Origin of the sequence: Albidovulum sp. (genome assembly GCF_049646345.1) — a bacterium.
Lineage (GTDB): Bacteria > Pseudomonadota > Alphaproteobacteria > Rhodobacterales > Rhodobacteraceae > Albidovulum.
Genome location: NZ_JBARVQ010000800.1, coordinates 1 through 1,764 on the forward strand (window position 1 = coordinate 1; position 1,764 = coordinate 1,764).

A 1,764-nucleotide genomic window follows, 5' to 3' on the forward strand; every position below is an offset into this window, starting at 1 on the left:
CCTTTCGCCCCTGCCGGCGTCGTCCGGGGAGAAGAGGCGATTGATGGACTGATCGTCGGGCATCGCTTGATGGCGGCAGGCGAATATGAACTCGCGTTGAAAGCCTATTACCGGGCTGCCGCCGATCGCGGCCTGACGGTCGACACCCTGTCGGCCATCGGCTCGGCCAATCTCAGGCTGGGCCGCCTGGGACAGGCTGAAAAGCTGCTGCGCCAGGCACTCGACGATGACGAGACATTCGTGCCAGCCTGGAACAATCTCGGCGTCGTGCTGATGGAGCGGGGCGACGTGGGCGAGGCCAGCCGGGTCTTCCAGACGGCCTTTGCGCTTGATAGTGGCCAATCGGACTCCATCCGCGAAAATCTGCGGCTTTCACTCGCAAAACTCAAAAAACCGTCCTATGATCCGGTTGATACAGGCGAATTCTCACTGGTGCGTCGCGGGCACGGGCAATACCTGCTTCTCACCACACATTGAGGCAAAGCAGCAAAGGACGCAGAAAATGCGCCACCATATCCTGATTTCTGTCTGCTTGGCGGGCATCACCGTGATTTCCGCATGCGGCAGGAACACAGAGGCCGAAGTGAAACGGGCGATCGATGACGTCAATGTCATCGACGAAAGCAACCTGAACGATGTAATGCTTAACGCTGCGGACCCGAATGAGGCCGTGGCCCATTTCACTCGGACTGCGAACCAGCATCCCGAACGTATCGATCTGAAGCGCGGACTGGCCAAGTCATTGATCCGTGCCAAGAAACCGATGCAGGCAGCGCTGGTCTGGAAAGCGGTTGTCGACAGCAAAGAGGGCACGAATGAAGATCGCGTCGGCTATGCCGATGCCCTGATCCGGGCCAACGAATGGCAAAAGGCCGAAGCGGCGCTCAATACGATCCCGCCGACTTACGAAACCTTTGACCGTTACCGGCTTGAGGCGATGGTCGCGGATGCCAACAAGAAATGGACCAAGGCCGACACCTTCTACGAAACCGCCTTTGGCCTTACCACGCGTCCGGCAGGTGTGCTGAACAATTGGGGCTATTCAAAACTGACCCGCGGTGACTACGAAGCCGCCGAACGCCTCTTTGGCGAAGCTTTGACATATGACAGCCAGAACTTCACGACCAAGAACAACCTGGTTCTGGCCCGGGCGGCGCAACGCAAATACGACATGCCCATCATCTCGATGACACAGGCCGAGCAGGCGGAACTGCTCTACACGGCGGCACTTACTGCCATCAAACAAGGTGATGTGACCATCGGCAAAGGTCTTTTGGAAGATGCGGTGGACACCAGCCCGCGGCATTTCGAACAGGCTTCGCGGGCACTTGAAACTCTGAACGCAAGCGTCGTCAAAGGCTGATCGAATGCTCAACTCCTATACCGGCGCCGAGGCGATCTCATTCGCCTACATGATCTTCTTTTTCATCTGCCTGCCCGTGGGTGCATGGGTTGCATGGTCTGACCTCAAGACCATGAAGATCCCCAACAAGTCGGTTCTCACGCTTCTTGTGATCTATGCCGTCGCAGGGTTCCTCCTCCTGCCGCTTGAAACGTGGTTGTGGCATTGGCTCAACTTTGCGGTGGTGCTGGCCATCGGCTTTGTTCTGAACGCAGTGGCCAATGTGGGTGCCGGAGACGCTAAGTTCGCAGCGGCGGCGGCACCGTTCTTCTATGTCTCCCATCTGCCGGTCATCCTGCCGCTTTTCGCGGCCTTCCTGCTTGGGGCCTTTGCCACGCACCGCCTTCTGCGGGCCATTCCGG

The 1,764-nt window shown here is 58.3% G+C and carries 3 protein-coding genes; all 3 read left to right on the forward strand.

Annotation, left to right across the window (positions count from 1 at the left end; all coding sequences use genetic code 11):
• A partial coding sequence (locus WBB85_RS20990) for a tetratricopeptide repeat protein (protein WP_432640524.1) occupies positions 1-477 on the forward strand: 477 nt, incomplete at its 5' end.
• Positions 478-502: 25 nt separating this feature from the next.
• On the forward strand, positions 503-1,363 hold the full coding sequence (locus WBB85_RS20995) for a tetratricopeptide repeat protein (RefSeq protein ID WP_432640525.1): 861 nt from the start codon (positions 503-505) through the stop codon (positions 1,361-1,363).
• A gap of 4 nt (positions 1,364-1,367) precedes the next feature.
• Positions 1,368-1,764 (forward strand): prepilin peptidase (locus tag WBB85_RS21000; protein ID WP_432640526.1); only part of this gene is annotated, 397 nt, incomplete at its 3' end.

What these genes read in the sequence shown, in the direction of transcription:
- WBB85_RS20995 (WP_432640525.1), top strand. Translation starts at nt 503, where the DNA reads ATGCGCCACCATATCCTGATTTCTGTCTGCTTGGCGGGCATCACCGTG.